The sequence below is a fragment of the Alkalihalobacillus deserti genome (assembly GCF_020734105.1).
GTDB lineage: Bacteria > Bacillota > Bacilli > Bacillales > Bacillaceae_D > Halalkalibacter > Halalkalibacter deserti.
In genome coordinates this window covers 42,806-59,114 of sequence record NZ_JAJAFR010000011.1, presented here as the reverse complement: position 1 = coordinate 59,114, position 16,309 = coordinate 42,806, and the positions used below count along the sequence as shown (strand labels likewise).

The 16,309-nt window shown below is 35.9% G+C and carries 16 protein-coding genes and 1 pseudogene; 13 read left to right on the top strand and 4 right to left on the bottom strand.

Features of this window, described 5'->3' with window-relative positions:
• The first annotated feature begins 7 nt into the window (after positions 1-7).
• Positions 8-403 (top strand): gamma-glutamylcyclotransferase family protein, encoded by a 396-nt coding sequence (locus tag LDX58_RS17495; protein ID WP_227938104.1) that lies wholly within the window; start codon positions 8-10, stop codon positions 401-403.
• Positions 404-883: 480 nt separating this feature from the next.
• Here LDX58_RS17495 and LDX58_RS17490 read toward each other — a convergent pair.
• Positions 884-979, bottom strand: a pseudogene (locus LDX58_RS17490) (short chain dehydrogenase); the annotation flags it as partial.
• 277 nt (positions 980-1,256) lie between these two features.
• Here LDX58_RS17490 and LDX58_RS17485 point away from each other — a divergent pair.
• Entirely contained in the window at positions 1,257-1,751 is a 495-nt protein-coding gene (locus tag LDX58_RS17485) for a hypothetical protein (RefSeq protein ID WP_227938103.1), read from the top strand.
• 129 nt (positions 1,752-1,880) lie between these two features.
• Positions 1,881-2,951 carry a branched-chain amino acid aminotransferase gene (locus LDX58_RS17480; RefSeq protein ID WP_227938102.1) on the top strand — a complete coding sequence of 357 codons (1,071 nt, stop codon included), beginning with the start codon at positions 1,881-1,883 and terminating at the stop codon, positions 2,949-2,951.
• Positions 2,952-3,404: 453 nt separating this feature from the next.
• Here the strand turns inward: LDX58_RS17480 and LDX58_RS17475 are convergent, their stop codons facing one another.
• Positions 3,405-4,406, bottom strand: a complete 1,002-nt coding sequence (locus tag LDX58_RS17475; protein WP_227938101.1) for a DoxX family membrane protein — start codon at positions 4,404-4,406, stop codon at positions 3,405-3,407.
• Between the two features lie 391 nt (positions 4,407-4,797).
• Between LDX58_RS17475 and LDX58_RS17470 the strand changes: the two genes are divergently transcribed.
• From LDX58_RS17470 to LDX58_RS17430, 9 genes are all read left to right on the top strand, one after another.
• Positions 4,798-6,171, top strand: a complete 1,374-nt coding sequence (locus LDX58_RS17470; RefSeq protein WP_227938100.1) for an MFS transporter — start codon at positions 4,798-4,800, stop codon at positions 6,169-6,171.
• A gap of 190 nt (positions 6,172-6,361) precedes the next feature.
• On the top strand, positions 6,362-6,616 hold the full coding sequence (locus tag LDX58_RS17465; protein ID WP_227938099.1) for a sigma-G-dependent sporulation-specific acid-soluble spore protein CsgA: 255 nt from the start codon (positions 6,362-6,364) through the stop codon (positions 6,614-6,616).
• A 131-nt stretch (positions 6,617-6,747) separates the two neighbouring features.
• Complete coding sequence (locus LDX58_RS17460; protein WP_227938098.1) at positions 6,748-7,164, top strand: CBS domain-containing protein; 417 nt, start codon at positions 6,748-6,750, stop codon at positions 7,162-7,164.
• A gap of 27 nt (positions 7,165-7,191) precedes the next feature.
• Positions 7,192-7,449: a YciI family protein gene (locus LDX58_RS17455; RefSeq protein ID WP_227938097.1), complete on the top strand. Its 258-nt coding sequence runs from the start codon at positions 7,192-7,194 to the stop codon at positions 7,447-7,449.
• 184 nt (positions 7,450-7,633) lie between these two features.
• Positions 7,634-9,583 carry an ATP-dependent DNA helicase gene (locus LDX58_RS17450; protein WP_227938096.1) on the top strand — a complete coding sequence of 650 codons (1,950 nt, stop codon included), beginning with the start codon at positions 7,634-7,636 and terminating at the stop codon, positions 9,581-9,583.
• A 74-nt stretch (positions 9,584-9,657) separates the two neighbouring features.
• Complete coding sequence (locus LDX58_RS17445; RefSeq protein ID WP_227938095.1) at positions 9,658-10,446, top strand: HAD family hydrolase; 789 nt, start codon at positions 9,658-9,660, stop codon at positions 10,444-10,446.
• Positions 10,447-10,834: 388 nt separating this feature from the next.
• A complete protein-coding gene (locus LDX58_RS17440) occupies positions 10,835-11,278 on the top strand; it encodes a MarR family winged helix-turn-helix transcriptional regulator (RefSeq protein ID WP_227938157.1) in 444 nt (147 codons plus the stop codon).
• Between the two features lie 3 nt (positions 11,279-11,281).
• Positions 11,282-12,262: a ring-cleaving dioxygenase gene (locus tag LDX58_RS17435; protein ID WP_227938094.1), complete on the top strand. Its 981-nt coding sequence runs from the start codon at positions 11,282-11,284 to the stop codon at positions 12,260-12,262.
• Between the two features lie 9 nt (positions 12,263-12,271).
• Positions 12,272-12,880 (top strand): alpha/beta hydrolase, encoded by a 609-nt coding sequence (locus tag LDX58_RS17430; RefSeq protein ID WP_227938093.1) that lies wholly within the window; start codon positions 12,272-12,274, stop codon positions 12,878-12,880.
• A gap of 88 nt (positions 12,881-12,968) precedes the next feature.
• On the opposite strand, the gene LDX58_RS17425 is transcribed toward LDX58_RS17430, so the two are convergent.
• Entirely contained in the window at positions 12,969-13,373 is a 405-nt protein-coding gene (locus LDX58_RS17425; RefSeq protein WP_227938092.1) for a hypothetical protein, read from the bottom strand.
• Between the two features lie 149 nt (positions 13,374-13,522).
• Positions 13,523-13,786, bottom strand: coding sequence for a DUF2524 family protein (locus tag LDX58_RS17420; RefSeq protein WP_227938091.1), 264 nt, complete (start codon positions 13,784-13,786; stop codon positions 13,523-13,525).
• 147 nt (positions 13,787-13,933) lie between these two features.
• Here LDX58_RS17420 and helD point away from each other — a divergent pair, with 147 nt between their 5' ends.
• Positions 13,934-16,249 (top strand): RNA polymerase recycling motor HelD, encoded by a 2,316-nt coding sequence (gene helD / locus LDX58_RS17415; RefSeq protein WP_227938090.1) that lies wholly within the window; start codon positions 13,934-13,936, stop codon positions 16,247-16,249.
• Positions 16,250-16,309 lie beyond the last annotated feature (60 nt).

The window sequence follows — 16,309 nt, the reverse complement described above, 5'->3', positions numbered from 1 at the left end:
TGAAAATATGAATAATTCTCTGTTTGTATATGGCACGCTGAGGAAGGGTGAAACCAATCAGCATTTTCTAACAAAGGCTACTTTACTCTCTGCATCTTGCTGGGTTTATGGCGAGCTTCATGATACTGGGTTTGGCTACCCTGTCTTAAAAGGGAATCAGACAAAAAAAGTGTGGGGTGAGCTTTATGAAGTGAATCTAGAACAATTAAAGCAAATTGATCAATTAGAAGAGTATTCTCCATTAAATGAAACGAATGAGTATATAAGAGTGGTTCAACCTGTACATACTGAAACCGAAATGATAGACGCTTACCTCTACGTTGTTGGGGACAAGTTATTAGAATGTGAAAGTCTGATTAAAAGCGGGGATTGGGTACGATATTTAAGCGATAATAGAAATTAATACAGTATTTCAATGAATTATCATTTATATATCCTGATTGTGTTACTTCTATTACTATGCCACTGGTTCGATTATTCAGTCTTCATAATGGTGCCTTGAAGAAGTCCGAAAACAAACGCATATAGAAAAAGAGAAAGTTTTACTTAACGATCATTGTAAAAAGTGTGGGGACTGTATAATGAGTCGGAAGAAAAAAGGGTTCAAATTCAAGATTCAGAAAAACGAAGAGAATTTCAAGAATATTTTTTCGAATAGCTTTGATTTTTACCAAGAGAGACTGTATGTTAGCGGGACAAAAGGTGATTCTTTATTTAAAAACAATGGTTGATTTGTCAAAAATTAACGACTCAATTCGAACAACGCTAGTGAAAGCCCATGCGGATGAACGTCCTATTATCACTAGTACAGAACTAAAAGAATTTCAGAAAGAGTATTTCTCTAGTTATGACATTACAAATGTACAATACGAACATGATGTAGTACGCCTTCTTTTGCTAAAGCAATTGCAGTCGCTCTGCCGATTCCTTTTCCAGCACCAGTGACAAAAGCTACTTTTCCTTGCAATGATTGTGCCATGACAAAATCCCCTTTCAATATGTAAGATAGGATTGTTTTTTATTATAGATAGAATAACGAAGTCAAAAATTTTGCTAGCTTAACAAATTGCGACAGTTTTTTTATAGAAAGCACGTTATACTATTGGAAACAGACATTTTTGCTAGCGCTTTTAGCAGAAAACTTTGATACTTGCACAAAGAAAGTAGGATATTTGGTACTATAGTAAAGGGAGAAAATCTATCATTGCTTATTCTCATTTTACTATGATAACTTAAGAAAGTAAGGGGTTTTTGATTTGTTAAAAAAACGTACATATGAAAGTAACAACCTAAAATTGAAAGAGGCCATTAAAAATAGCGGGATTGAGTACAGTGAATATGCTGCTATGAGACTTGAAAAAATTAATGTGAAGTCTAAGAAAAAAAGAATTAGACAAAAAGCTTTGAAAAAGGCTTTAACTAAAGAAGAAGTGGCAAAAGAAATTTTATTGATGGTTCAAGGGGATAATCAAAAAAGTAAACCAGTTGATAAACAAGAACAGATAGAAGAAAAGGAAACATTGTCTGTCCGTGGTTTACCGGTAACATTTCTTTTGAAACTAGGAAAAAAATACCTAAAAGAAGAAGAGGCAGTAAGGTTCTATTATAATGCAGATAAAGAAGAATTCTATAAAAATAAAAAATTATTAGAAAATGTGGTTGAAAACCATTCAGTAAATCTAACACCTGATGTTTTGGCGTCCTTTCAAGCTGATGTGAAAGTAGAATTAGATAAAAGATCAACTAAATAAGAGGTTGTAAAAGAGAGTGATTTAGAATCGCTCTCTTTCTCTGTTTGTTACAAGTTGAATGGATTTTCTTGTAATCTTAGGAGGAACTATTTACAATAACTACATATCAGTTACATAGGAGTGAAAGACATGACAAGAACGATTGAAGTTGTACATACTAAGAACAAAAAGGAAAAACCGAATGCTGATAATATTGTATTTGGTAAATATTTTTCAGATCACATGTTTGTCATGGATTATTCAGAAGAGAAGGGATGGTATGGCCCTCGTATTGTTCCTTATGCGCCAATTACGCTTGATCCGTCAGCCATGATTTTTCATTATGGGCAAACTGTATTTGAAGGGTTAAAAGCATATCGTACAGCTGATGACCGTATTTTATTATTTAGACCTGAGAAAAATTTCCGTAGATTAAATCAGTCAAGTGAACGAATCAGCATTCCAACCATCGATGAAGAGCTTGCTTTAACAGCTTTAAAAAAATTAATTGACATTGAGAAAGAGTGGGTACCTTCTTTAGAGGGTAATTCTCTTTATATCAGACCTTTTATTATTGCAACAGAGCCAAACATTAACCTTACACCGTCAAAGACTTATCAATTTATGATGATCTTATCTCCAGTAGGATCTTATTACAAAGAAGGAATTAAGCCTGTAGGTATTCATGTTGAAGATCAATATACAAGAGCAGTCAAAGGTGGTACAGGTACGGCTAAGACTGCAGGAAATTATGCTGCGGCCTATAAAGCTCAGGAACGAGCGACAAAAGAAGGCTATTCACAAGTTCTTTGGTTGGATGGGATGGAGAAGAAGTTTATTGAAGAAGTAGGAAGCATGAATGTCTTCTTTAAAATAAATGGAGAAGTCATTACGCCGGAGTTAAGCGGAAGTATTTTAGAGGGAGTTACGCGCATATCCATTATAGAACTATTAAAAGACTGGGGTGTACCAGTTACTGAAAGAAAAATCTCTCTAGAAGAGCTTTATCAAGCATATGATCAAGGAGAATTAGAAGAAGCATTTGGTACCGGAACAGCAGCAGTTATTTCTCCAGTAGGTGAACTAAATTGGGGTCACCGCAATATGGTTATTAACAACAAAGAAATTGGGGAATTATCGAAAAAATTGTATGATACACTAACAGGCATTCAAACAGGGAAAATGGCAGATCCATATGACTGGACCCTAGAAGTCCAATAGACAAATAAGGAATATTTGTTTGAACATAATAAAATTTATATATAAGAGCTTTTTCAAAAAGGGCGGTCTTCCCTTTTTGAAAAAGCTCGAAGCAATGAGCGAAGCCACTGCAATGTTTTAAGTCGATCCGAGTGGTTTTCTCGGATAGACGCGCAGTGAGAGAAGCCATTGCAACGCCGCATTAGGAGAGAGGATATTAAAGGTTCAAAAAGGGCGGTCTTCCCTTTTTATACGAAAACTAAGGCGTAAGTCCTAGTTTTCATTCATCGTGGTGTTTGCTAAAACATGGGGGTTTGAACAAGCTCTATAAGAGGCGTTTTCTCACTGAGAAAACGCCTGCACTTTGTTAACGGACAAGTGTTTCGTTATGTTTTTGAAGTCCTACTAGTTCACAATTTTAAAGAACACAGGAGCCGTTATTTGTTAAGAATAACCGTTATTATTAGAATCACTTTAAGCAAATCGGTAATAAATTAATAAGATGGTTGCCAAAACGAAAATGAAGTTTAAGAACACGAAAATCATTTGATCAAAGACCGTTTTGTGAATCTTGATAGGAGGATTGTAAAAAGAGACTCCTTCAATAATGAAAATAATGAGAATGATATGGATCATGAAATGACCGACTACCTCAACCCAACCAAATAACATCGTCGTCATAACAAAAACACCGGTTAATACAAAAGAGAGAAGACGATTTAAAATACCAACAATTAATAAATAGCCAACGATAAATTCAATGAAGGCACTTATAGACACAAAGGTTTCTGGTGAAAAAAAGAAAGTTGGGACTTGATGATTGCTGACAATATCAACTGACATCTTAGGGTAAACCCACTTTTCAACCGCTACCCAGCAGAGAGATAGTCCCGTAGCTAAATATAAAAATGGGAAACTCCATTTTTCATATTTCGTTTTCGTCATAAGTAAAACAAAAATAATGGCTAAATAAAATGCATAATCAAGCATGTGGAAAATACCATAATCAGCGATCATAATACCAAACAAAGCTAATAAGACAAGAGCTCCGATTTTTGTCGCATATTGGTTTGGGACAAGTAAAAATGCAATCGCTAGCCAACTAAGAACAGTTAATAGGGTAGAATAATGACTTAATTCTGGCGCAAACAAAGATCCTGTTAGAACTTGTAAAATAAGAGCGAACGCTGTTCCATATTTTAGAATCAGTGTAGAGAACGAACGATAACTTTCTAACTTCGAATCTATTTTTTTTAGAGTTACCCAAATCATTAGTTTTGGTAGTACTTGAGGGAGAATAGCTAAAATAATAGCAGCGATAAAAGTGATAAATAGGAATTGTGGATTGATGATTTGCTCAATCGACTCTTTTTGCGGCTCTAACTCTGTGAACCATTTCACATGGGCGTCTGCAAAAAAAGGGGTCAGCAGAATACCGAGAACTAAAAATAATGAAAGCAATAATTTTTTTCTCATAATACACCTCTATTTTTAATGTTTGTAACTTTGTTATGATGGATTTTTCATATAATATCATGAACAACTTACTTTGTGAAACATTTAACAAAGATTTTTAGAGTTATTTTTCATGAAAACTCATATTTTTGTCACAATTTTAAATACAGATGAGATAATTAGATAAGAGAATGAAGGTGATATCGTTTAAATTAAGAGAGTATGAATCAAGTTGGGTTAATACATGAAGGAGGAGGGGTTAGAGGTCTCTAAACAGCTGGGGTTTCTTGAGTTTTTCAAGATAAGAATTATAAAACTTGAGTAAATACATGAGGGTTAAAGCAAATTGATTCGATAAAATAAATCGTGCGTATTTTTAAGTGAAAAATATTAATGAAATCTGGTGTAAACAATGTCAACAGAAGCATCTAGTCTTTCTAAGGATAAGGAACTAATCCTTGAGCATGAAAATAAAATTGTTCTATTATGGAGTTTAACAGTTTGGCTGGTTGTAATGAATACAACGATGTTTAATGTAGCCCTCCCAACTGTTGCAGGTGATTTCTTGTTAACATCTGCGGCTGCTTCATGGATCGTATCAGGTTATTCAATTGCGTTTGCGATAGCAACTGTTACTTATAGTCGCTTATCTGACTTTATACCGATTAAACGTCTTTTATTAATAGGTTTATCCATACTCGGGATGGCTTCTCTGATTGGCTTGTTTGCTAATCAATACAGTTGGCTCCTTGTGGCAAGAACTTTACAGGCTTTTGGTGCGGGTGCTGTTCCAGGTTTAGCGATGGTTCTTGCTAGTCGATACATTCCAATATCAAGACGAGGGAGAGCTATGTCGTTTATAGCCTCAGCTGCGTCGTTAGGCTTTGGTTTAGGGCCAGTAATTGGAGGGGCGATTACTCAATTTTTAGGATGGAATTATCTGTTTCTTATAACCTTAATGGTTATTTTATTAACTCCTGTATTTTTGAAATTGCTTCCAAATGAAGCAGTAAAAAGGGTTAAATTTGATTTTGTCGGTGCAGTTCTTACAGGTGTTAGTGTAACTGGATTATTGTTATTCTTATCAACCCTGTCCATCTATTTTTTTCTTGGGAGCCTGGTTAGTTTAATTTGGTTATGGAAACATATTAATAAAATCTATAGCCCATTTATTCAGCCTAGTTTATTGAGAAATCGTTCTTACGTGAAGTTATTATTCGTAGCTTTTATAGCTTTTATTATTCACTTCTCTTCGTTGTTTTTAATGCCAATTATTCTTTTCAATATTTTTTATAAAGAGGCTGCTGCGATAGGAATGATCATTTTCCCTGGCGCGATTTTGTCGGCCATTGCCGCCCCATTTATTGGACGTATGATTGATCGATTTGGGAACAGACCTATTATCGTGTTAGGTCATCTACTCCTTTTAGTTGCAACGATTTTATTTGCGTTTTTCTCTAGTGTAACGCCTTATGCGATTATGGTTACCTATATGTTTATGAGTGTAGGCTTTTCTGCTTTGACTTCAAGTACGACGAATGAAGTGACTAGACTATTACCAAGACCAGAGATAGGAGCAGGCATGGGAATGATACAATTAATACAATTCTTTGGAGGAGCGTTAGGCGTTGCTTTATCAGGACTACTACTTGTTTGGCAATCAACATTACTTCCAACAGAAAGTTATCGAAATATTTTTCTTAGCTTTGCTGTTTTATTAGTATTATCTTTATTATTGTTTAGCAAAGAGTTTATACCAGGTCGGTTTAAATGGAGAAGACAGTAAACAGATTGTTGGAGAGGGAAATGCATAGGTGTAGCTGTTTCAGTAATGGATATAGTCTAATTGTAATAAGCCGCCTGCGCAAAAGGGTCTTCTGTTTAAAAAATTGGGCAGAGGCAAAGACATGAATTAATTTCATGAAATGCCACATCCTAATGGAAGTTAGCAACCTTAAACAGAAAGGGTGACCATTTTGGATTCTAATTTAGGTTTTCTACGCGAATCACTTTCAAATCACATTGAAAATCATAAAATTTGTCAAAGAATTTATAACAAGTTGGAGCAAAATAATTACGCAAATGAAGATGAGTTTGTTAGAGATCTTGAGGAAAATGAAGCAACGATTCTTAATTTAGTGCTTCAATATGAATTGGATTATGCAAGAAGTGAGCAGGATGAAGAACGAGTGCAACAGTTAAACGGTGTATATGAGCTTCTTTTAATCTAAATAAATTTGGGGGTGACTCAAGTTAAAATTTTTGAGTCATCTTTTTTTCACTCAACAGTTTTTGGTAATTTTTCTTTTTTTCGAGTATAATAGAGTGGGAGATGAAACTGTTGTGAAAGGGAAGATCGTCTATGAATATCTCATTTTTCTTACTGCCAAAAGCAGAGGTCGCTTACTTAGAACTTGAATCAACGATGAGACAAACGCTAGAAAAAATGGAACATCACAAATATTCAGCTGTCCCCATCATCGATCGACATGGTAAATACATAGGAACTATAACTGAGGGTGATTTGCTTTGGCAAATAAAAAATACTCATTCTTTTTCTCTTGAAATGGCTGAACAAATTCAGTTGAAAGATATTAAGAGAAGAATGAAGAACGTGCCCGTACGAATCGATTCTGAGATGAAAGGCTTGCTCACCCTTGCGATTTCTCAAAATTTCATTCCAGTTGTTGATGATCATGGTATTTTTATTGGAATTATTAGAAGAAGAGAAATTATTGAATTTTACGCAAATTCAATTGACAAAGGAAATGTAAGTTAATACTTTTGATAAAAGGAGAGATTATTAATGGCTTTTTTCGCGGCAATGTTATACATGAAAGATGAAGAATTGAATGCTACTTATCGTCCAGATCACTTGGCATTTCTTGAGGGACTAGATAAAGAAGGGAAAATTTTTGCTAGAGGACCTTTTCTAGATGGAACAGGTGGAATGGTTATTTATCAAAGTGACTCTTATGAGGAAGCACTAAAATTAGCTGAAAAGGATCCTTATATTGTTCACGGGGTACGAAGTTTGAAATTACATGAGTGGGGTAAGATGTAAGGTTATGTATAAGGAACGATCGAACTTTTTCTAAATTACTGTATACATACATTTACTTTAAAAAGAGGGTGACTGAAAAAGGTCAAAATATGACCTTTTTCAGTCATCTCTTTTATTTTTTTGACAAATGATTGAATTTCTTAGATAATTACCTATTGATCTAGAATGATACGGAGGTCTATTCTTGAATACACATAATCGTTTACCGTTTACTTTTGACCCAAGCCAATCTTTTTTTGACCAATTGAATGATTGGATTGGTGATGTTTTCTATGATATTTTACCTGAAGCAGGGTTAGAACTTAGAGATGAACAAATTTACATGGCATTTCAACTAGAAAAAGCATTTATCGATAAAAAGATTATGTTAGCAGAAGCAGGGGTAGGAACGGGTAAGACAATTGTTTACTTGTTATACGCGATCTGTTATGCACGGTATATGAGGAAGCCTGCCATTATTGCATGTGCAGATGAATCACTGATTGAACAGTTAGTGAAAAAAGGTGGAGATATTGACAAGCTTTCAAGTATTCTTGGAATCAACATTGATGCGAGGTTAGCGAAGTCAAAAAGCCAATATCTTTGTTTACAGAAGCTAGATAAGGAACGTTCGAGCGATCAGTATGAGGAACAATATGACGACATTTATTTTGATTTACCACCTTTTGTTAATGGAAATCAGACCTTGCAATCATTTTACCATTATGGGGATCGAAAAGAGTATTCTCACTTAAATGATGAACAGTGGGAAAAGATTGGTTGGGATGCTTTTCAAGACTGTTTTGTCTGTGACCAACGCCATCGCTGCGGCCAAACTTTATCGCGAGATCATTATCGCAAATCATCTGATTTATTAATCTGTTCTCATGACTTTTACATGGAACATGTGTGGACATATGACTCAAGAAAGCGCGAAGGACAGTTGCCACTTTTACCCGAGGCCAGTACCGTCATCTTTGATGAAGGACATTTACTTGAAGTCGCTGCTCAAAAAGCACTTACCTATCAATTGCGTCATGATATTATTGAAGAATTGTTAACACGTTTGCTAGAAAATGATGTACGTGAAGAGTTTGCAGTTCTCGTTGATGAACTAATCTCACAAAGCCTACACTTTTCTTTTGTTTTGCGTGAACATGCAAAAAAAGTTGAGGGTTCAAGCCGAAGAGAACTTGAATTAAGTTTAATCCTTACTCAGGAAGCAAAAAAATTAGTTCATTTAATTGCAAAACTAGAAGATGAAATTGTTGTTGAAAGTGAAATGTACACCATTGATCAATATCAATTAAAAATTGTAGAAGAGCATCTTGATATGATTCATCATGCACTTAAGCTATTTGTTGGACAAAACAATTTGATTACATGGGTGGAAGAAGATGATGTTGGCATTAAGCTTGTCATCATGCCGCGGTTAGTAGAAGAGGTATTAAAAGAACAGGTCTTTAATAAGAAAGTACCGTTTATTTTTACGTCTGCAACGCTGTCAACGAACGGGTCGTTTAACTATTTAGCTGGTAGCATAGGAATTGAAGATTATTTATCATTTTCCGTTTCGTCTCCTTTTGACTATAAAAAGCAAATGCAAATCTATGCACCCGTTGTTAATCAATATGCTGACAAACTGCATGAAACGAAAAAAGTTATTGAAGAAACAAATGGGAAAGCCCTTCTTCTATTTACAAGCGATGAAGAACTTCAGACATTCAAAGAAGAAACGAAGAAAGATGCATCCTATTATAAATGGAATTTTCTTTTCGAAGGAGATCAAGAAGTTAGTCAGTTAATTTCAACCTTTCAGGAGGATACTGATTCCGTTTTATGTGCAGTAAGCTTGTGGGAAGGATTAGATATTCCAGGAGAGTCCCTTTCCAATGTGGTGATCTGGTCACTGCCTTTCCCGCCTAACGATCCTGTTTTTGCAGCGAAAAGAAAATCAGCGAATGATGCATTCTGGGATGTAGACGTACCTTATATGATGCTACGATTACGCCAAGGAATCGGGCGCTTAATACGAACACATCAAGATCATGGACTAGTATCTATTTTAGATAAACGACTTTATCAGGATGAAAAATTACTAAACATGATTAAGGATGTATTACCTGAAGGGGTAGACATGCAAAAAGAACGATAAGAATCCAGTTTACTTCTTTCTGCTAAAGAGATAATCTAATAGAGGAATAAATTGTTATAGGGGAGAGTTCGCTCATGATAAAAGCCATCTTTTTTGACCTTGATGATACACTGCTTTGGGACCAAAAGAGTGTAGAAAAGGCATTTGCAGCAACTTGCGAAGTAGCTGCAAAAAAATATGATTTGGATCCAGTTGCATTAGAAGAAGCAGTTCGTCAGGAAGCCAGAGAACTATATTCAACATATGAAACTTACTCATTTACTCAAATGATTGGGATCAACCCGTTTGAAGGATTATGGGGGAATTTCTTAGATGATGATGATCATTTTCGAAAAATGAAAGATATTGTTCCAGGTTATCGCAAAGAAGCTTGGACAAGAGGATTAAAAGCTTTAGGGATTGATGACGTTGATTTTGGAGCAGAATTAGCGGAGCGTTTTCCATTAGAGCGTAGGAAGCATCCATTTGTCTATGAAGAGTCCTTCCGAGTGCTTGATGAGTTAAAGGGAAAATACCAATTGTTACTTTTAACAAATGGATCACCTGATTTACAAAATACAAAATTAGAAATAACACCTGAGCTAGTGCCGTATTTTGATCATATCGTGATTTCTGGTGCATTTGGAAAAGGTAAGCCTGATCCATCTATTTTTGAACATGCTCTAGAAAAAATGTCTTTAAATAAAGATGAAGCGCTTATGGTTGGAGATAATTTGATGACAGATATTCTAGGATCATCACGGGTCGGGATGAAATCTGTATGGATTAATCGCCATGACAAAGAGCGTAACGAAGTGATCCCTACTTATGAAATAAGCCATTTAGAAGAGTTATATCCGATTCTCTCAGAGTTAAACAAATAACGGAAAAAGAAGGTGAGCCACTAGTAGGTGCTTACCTTCTTTTTCTGTCTAATTTAACGGTCAAGCGTCTTACTCTTCTAACCTTGCTTTAATTGTAAGTTGATTCAAGGAACGTTCTATCCGATAAAATTATCAGCCATAAGGAAATTTTGACAAAATGTTAGAACATGACCTGCCCCCTGATTTTGGGTTTACCCTAGCTTTAAGTCCTTATCTCAGAAAGGTTTATCAATGGTTGAATTGGGAAAATATTTATTAAGGTTACAAATACATAGATGTTTCCAACACTTTATTATAGTTACTTTTAGAAAGTTAGTTGAATAACTTTACTTTTTATCAGTTTAGTTATAAACTGATAGCAGATTCATAAAGGAGTGATAGGCCCTTGATCAAAGATCCCGGAAAATTACAAGAAATTCGGTTAGGCCTACTTTTGTGGTTTCGTTTAGCACGGTTTTATAACGGGAGTAATCGCTTATCCAATCAACATTTAAAAAAGTGGGGGCTAAGCATTGCCCAATTTGATTTACTTGTGCAAGTTGGTGTACATCAACCGTTGTCACAACAAGAACTTGCCGACAAGTTACTTGTTAGTAAGGGGAACATTACTCAAATGCTTGTGAAGATGGAGAAATCTGGTTTGATTGAGAGAAAGCAGGAGTGGCGTACTAAGCACATTTCTTTAACTGCTGCTGGACAACAGTTATACGAGGAAGTTGTCCCCGAACAAGAACAATTTCAAGCATCACAATTTAAAACACTCAATAAAGAAGAACAAAAACAGCTTCTTGGACTATTAAAAAAACTTCAACACAATACGAAAGGGGAATGATCTGTGAACTTAAAACCATTGCTAGGTCAGCATCACGTCTCAGCTATTACAGCAAATGCCAAAGAAAATTATCGTTTTTATACAAAGGTGCTTGGGCTTCGACTTGTAAAAAAAACAGTCAATCAAGATGATACATCTGTGTATCATTTATTTTATGCAGATGAAAGAGGAAATCCAGGTACGGATTTAACTTTTTTTGAAATCCCACATGCTGGACAAACGTACCATGGCGCAAATAGTATTTCTCTAACATCTTTACGCGTTGCAACGGATGAATCATTGGCGTATTGGAAAAATCGTTTAGAAGAACATCAGGTTGAACATGATGAAATTAAAACAAAGTACGGTCGAAGAACACTTTTCTTTCGTGATTTTGAAGGCCAAAGACTTGAGTTAGTTTCTGATGAAACAAATGACGGAGTAGCCGGAGGAAAACCATGGGAAAATAGCCCAGTACCGGTTGAACACGGAATTATAGGATTGGGTCCAGTGAGATTAACCATTGCTCGTCCTGATAGTACAGCAAAAGTTTTGACTGATGTTATGGGATACCGTGAAAAAGAATCCTATAACTCCGATATTGAAGGCGAGAGCCCAATCCGAGTATTTGAAACGGGGGAAGGTGGGACTGGGGCAGAAATCCACCTTGAAGAAAAAGCAGATGTTCAAAGAGAGCGTCCAGGTCGTGGCAGTGTTCATCACGTAGCCTTTCGTGTAGAGACTGAGGAAGAACTTAGAAAATGGGTTGAACATTTAAAGAATTCTCGCTTAGCTAATTCTGGTTTTGTTGAGAGATATTATTTCCGTTCGCTTTATTTTCGTGAACCAAATGGCATTTTATTTGAGCTTGCTACAGATGGTCCTGGGTTTGAAGGAGATGAGCCTTTCGAAACACTCGGACAGAACCTTGCATTACCACCATATTTTGAAAATCAAAGGGCGGAAATAGAAGCGAAATTAAAACTATTAGACACAAAGGAGTGAGAATTTACAATGAAGCATTTATTTATTGAAGGAAAGAAAAAGGATGCACCTATTCTTCTATTACTTCATGGTACAGGTGGAAATGAACAGGATCTCTTGCCTCTAGCGGAAATGATTGCCCCTGAAGCAGCCATTTTGAGTGTAAGAGGAAATGTATTAGAAAATGGGATGCCACGTTTTTTCCGTCGTTTAACCGAGGGTGTATTTGATGAGGAGGATCTCATTTTCAGAACAAAAGAGTTAAATGAGTTCGTGAATGACAGTGCTGAAAAATATCAGTTTGAACGCAATAAAGTTGTGGCAATCGGGTACTCAAATGGTGCGAACATAGCAGCTAGTATGATGTATCATCATGAACAAGCTTTAAATGGTGCTATTTTATTTCATGCAATGGTTCCACGTCGCGGAGTTGCCCTACCTGATCTCACCAACACACCTGTTTTCATTGGTGCTGGTAAACAAGATCCACTGATTCCCTTAAAAGAAACGCAAGAATTGGTTATAAATTTACAAGAAGCGAATGCAATTGTCACTGAATTTTGGGTGAATGGCGGTCATCAGCTTGTGAGAGAAGAAGTGGATCAAGCGAAGGAATGGTTTGATCAGTATTATAAGTAGGATGATGAACGGTTAACAGGTTGGTATAAGATAAGAGTATGTAATACACAGAAGGATATAAGAGCAAGTAGTCAGTTGAATGATGAAATCAAGTGTAAAACTGCATAGGTTTTATACTTGATTTTTTATGGTTATTTAGCGGATCTACACACAAAAGACAAATTAGGCTTAAATCCCCCGCATGAACGCCGATATACACCAAAAAGACAGATTCGGTCGTTAATCCCCCGTATGAATGCCCAATACACACCAAAAAGACAGATTCAGTCGTTAATCCCCCGTATGAACGCCCAATACACACCAAAAAGACAGATTCAGTCGTTAATCCCCCGCATGAACGCCCAATACACACCAAAAAGGCAGATTCGGTCGTTAATCCCCCGTATGAACGCCCATTGCACACCGAAAAGACAGATTCGGTCGTTAATCCCCCGTATGAACGCCCAATACACACCAAAAAGGCAGGTTCGGTCGTTAATCTCCGCTTTGACACCCAAAAGGGTAAGTTCGGACGTCAATCCCTTATTTTGAACACCAGACTAGTTCAGGCCTCATCACTCGCTCACCCCGTACTATGGTGCATAATAAAAAATAAAAGGACACCTACCTGCCTAAATGACAAGGAAGTGTCACTATATTCTTTTATATCCCTCTTACCATTATGTCTTGGACTTCATTGAGCTTTTTTTGTGCTTCTTGCAATCTTGATAGATGGCTATCGTCCTGGTTATTCTCTAAAAGAGAAGAGACCTCAACTTCAAGCTCATTTAGTTTATTTTGTAGGTAAGGAAATTCCGTAGGGTCATTTTCGCGAATCATCTTTACTTCCATTAATTCGGTAAGCGCTTGATCAACAGTTGATTGTACACGTTTAAGACAGTCTTCTACATAATTGTCAGTCTTCATCAGAAGTCTCCTTTTTTTCTTATCGTGTACGAGAAGGAAGCTTTTATTCATAGAAAAAACCACTAGAAGAAGGAACTATGCATATCTTTATTGAAATTTGTATATACCACAAGGAGAAAGAAACATTCCATAGATAGGAGTGGGCGAATGAAAAATCATTCTGACTGGTATCGGGAACAACAACGAGTTGATCTAGTTGTAGCTGAAATTCAAAAGAGAGGAAAAGAGTTAAGACAAAAACTTGGTGATATTAAAGAAGATGTTATCGATATAAGAAAAAAGTTTTGGGAAGATGTAACTGTTAATTTTGATAACGCTGAAGAAGCTGCTGAGACGTTTGCAAGTATAAAACAGCAGACTGAATTAATGTCCGAAAGAGAAAGAAGTCATCGTCATGATCTTAATCAATTAAAAAACTTACATAAATTAAAATACTCGCCATATTTCGGGAGAATTGACTTTTTAGAAAAGGAAGAAAAGGACTCAGAGGCGATCTACATAGGAATTGCGTCTTTTGCTGATAAAGAAGGTGTTGACTTTTATGTGTATGATTGGCGCGCTCCTATTTCAAGTTTGTATTATGACTACGGTCCGGGACAGGGAAGTTATGAAACACCATCTGGAATCATCTCTGGTGAAATAGAGATCAAAAAGCAATTTATCATAAGAGATGGTCAAATAAAACATATGTTTAATACTGGTATTACAATAGGCGATGAACTTCTGCAAGAGGTATTAGGGAATGAGTCAGATTCGCAAATGAAGAACATTGTTGCCACCATTCAAAAAGAACAAAATCAGATTATCCGAAATGAACGCGGTCGCCTTTTAATGGTTCAAGGAGTGGCTGGTAGTGGAAAAACGTCAGCTGCCTTACAGAGAGTGGCTTACTTACTTTATCGGTACCGCGATACGCTTTTAGCGGATGAAATTGTTTTATTTTCACCGAATCCATTATTTAACAGTTATATCTCCACTGTCCTACCAGAGTTAGGAGAGGAGAACATGCAACAGACAACTTTTCAAGCATACTTAGAACATCGTCTTGGTGAAGAGTGGCAACTTGAAGATCCATTTAGCCAGATGGAATATGTATTAACAGAAAAAACAGATTCTTTCTATTCAGCGCGCTTAGAAGCTATAAAAGTAAAGTCTTCTTTGGATTATATTCATTTTATCGATCAAGTCATTCGTTCATTACATGTTGAAGGATTGATCTTTAAGGACATCATCTTCCGTGGAAATACCTTATTTTCTAAAGAAAAACTTTATCAATATTTCTATGAATTGGATCATTCAATAACGATTCCAAACCGGATGAATATGTTAGCAGAACGCTTGTTAAAAGAAGTCAGGTCATTTGAAATCGAAGAGGAGAAAAAAGAGTGGGTTGATCAAGAAGTTGATCTATTAGACGATGAGATTTTGCTAAAAGTTCATCAAAAAGTTGAGAAGGAAAAAAAGAAAGAATCAGATGACTTTTATGAATATGACCGAGCGCATGAGTTATTGCGTGCTCTTGTTGTAAAGCGGAGATTAAAAAAGGTTAGACGTATCATTAATCACCTTCAATTTCTGGACGCAACATCGATTTATTTAAACCTGTTTAAAACAAAGCAAAATAGCTTGTTCTCAACGGATCAGTGGCCGGAAATTTGCTTAATAACTATCCAGCAAATTAACCAGTTTATTTTTCCATATGAGGATGCAACGCCTTATTTATATTTAAAAGGGAAACTTGAAGGTTTCCATGTGAATACAACGATTAAGCATGTATTTATTGATGAAGCACAAGATTACTCACCTTTTCAATTTGCTTTTATAAAGAACATGTTTCCGCGTGCTAAAATGACGGTTCTTGGTGATTTTAATCAATCCATTTACCCTCATTCCACCATCAGTAGTTTTCCTGCGTTAGAATCTTTATACAAGCATGAAGACATTGAGAAATACGAGTTAACACAAAGTTATCGGTCAACTCGTCAAATTATTCATTTTGCTAGACAGATTCTTAGTACTGAAATTGATCCCTTTAATCGAAATGGAAAGAGGCCAACCGTTGCAAAAGCAGCCAACTCAAATGAACTTACGAAAATTTTGCTATCACGCTTGATTGAATTACGTAGCGAGTACCGTACTATTGCCGTCATATGTAAAACAGCAAAAGAAAGTGAACATGTTTATGCAGAAATGATAGACCATCTTAACGTCCGTTTAATGAGAAAAGATTCAACTGGTTATGAATCAGGGATCTTAATTATTCCTTCATACCTTGCTAAAGGAGTAGAATTCGACGCCGTTATTATTTATAACGTCTCTGAATTGGAATATTATGATGAGAGCGAACGAAAATTGCTATATACGATTTGTACAAGAGCGATGCATTCACTGGATTTAATTTACCTTAATCGATTAAGTCCGTTGTTGTCGAATGTTTCAAATGAGACGTATACTGCAAGATAAGAGCGTATCGTTTTGATTTTAATTAAATATAGTAGATAATGTAAAAGACGAACATAAGAG

Coding starts and splice junctions, on each gene's coding strand:
- LDX58_RS17495 (WP_227938104.1), top strand. CDS start 8: ATGAATAATTCTCTGTTTGTATATGGCACGCTGAGGAAGGGTGAAACC.
- LDX58_RS17480 (WP_227938102.1), top strand. CDS start 1,881: ATGACAAGAACGATTGAAGTTGTACATACTAAGAACAAAAAGGAAAAA.
- LDX58_RS17475 (WP_227938101.1), bottom strand. CDS start 4,406: ATGAGAAAAAAATTATTGCTTTCATTATTTTTAGTTCTCGGTATTCTG.
- LDX58_RS17470 (WP_227938100.1), top strand. CDS start 4,798: ATGTCAACAGAAGCATCTAGTCTTTCTAAGGATAAGGAACTAATCCTT.
- LDX58_RS17460 (WP_227938098.1), top strand. CDS start 6,748: ATGAATATCTCATTTTTCTTACTGCCAAAAGCAGAGGTCGCTTACTTA.
- LDX58_RS17455 (WP_227938097.1), top strand. CDS start 7,192: ATGGCTTTTTTCGCGGCAATGTTATACATGAAAGATGAAGAATTGAAT.
- LDX58_RS17445 (WP_227938095.1), top strand. CDS start 9,658: ATGATAAAAGCCATCTTTTTTGACCTTGATGATACACTGCTTTGGGAC.
- LDX58_RS17430 (WP_227938093.1), top strand. CDS start 12,272: ATGAAGCATTTATTTATTGAAGGAAAGAAAAAGGATGCACCTATTCTT.
- LDX58_RS17420 (WP_227938091.1), bottom strand. CDS start 13,786: ATGAAGACTGACAATTATGTAGAAGACTGTCTTAAACGTGTACAATCA.
- helD (WP_227938090.1), top strand. CDS start 13,934: ATGAAAAATCATTCTGACTGGTATCGGGAACAACAACGAGTTGATCTA.